This is a genomic window from Streptomyces xingningensis, from assembly GCF_054957865.1.
This window is the reverse complement of record NZ_JBDJPF010000181.1, coordinates 1-546: the sequence shown is the minus strand read 5'-3', so window position 1 is coordinate 546 and position 546 is coordinate 1. Positions and strand designations below refer to the sequence as shown.

The window sequence follows — 546 nt, the reverse complement described above, 5'->3', positions numbered from 1 at the left end:
GCAATGACATACAGAGCAGGCACCTACGTAGTCGATGTGCGCGAGCACCGCCTCGTACAAGTAGTCGGCCAAGTCGGCGACCGCGTCCAAGTGCGCAGGCCGGGCGGCGGCCTGGAGTGGGAAGTGCCGTGCTCCGTCCTGCGGTTGGCGTCCCGGGAAGAGCGCGAGGCGGCCGGGCTGCGCCCGTACCAGACCGGCTGCACCCAGTGCGCCGAGCTGGACGCCGTGCGACGCGCGGCTGCCGCGGGCGGCGACCGGGCGAGGTCTGGCGACGCCACCGCCGCGGCGCATACGCACTGGATCGTGGCGCACTCGATGCCGGGGGAGAAGTGATGCATGCCGTGGGCCGTCTCGTGGGCAACTGCCGGCACAGCGCGGGCTGGAAGGCCGCCGATGGCGAGGAGCGTTGCGAGGCGTGCGGAACGTGGCGGTTCACGGACTACGGCGCACTCCGGCCGCCAGGGTTGCCGGCCGCCGTGACGCCGTCCGGCGAAGCGCGTGTCCGTGCCGACCGGATGGCGGCGGCGGTGATCTCGCGGACAGTGC

2 protein-coding genes are annotated in these 546 nt (G+C 72.9%); both read left to right on the top strand.

Annotated elements, in window-relative coordinates:
* The coding region (locus ABCR83_RS32755) for a hypothetical protein (RefSeq protein ID WP_462698907.1) at nt 1-333 on the top strand (333 nt) is incomplete at its 5' end.
* A partial coding sequence (locus ABCR83_RS32750; protein ID WP_462698906.1) for a DUF6255 family natural product biosynthesis protein occupies nt 333-546 on the top strand: 214 nt, incomplete at its 3' end. The genes ABCR83_RS32755 and ABCR83_RS32750, both read left to right, overlap by 1 nt.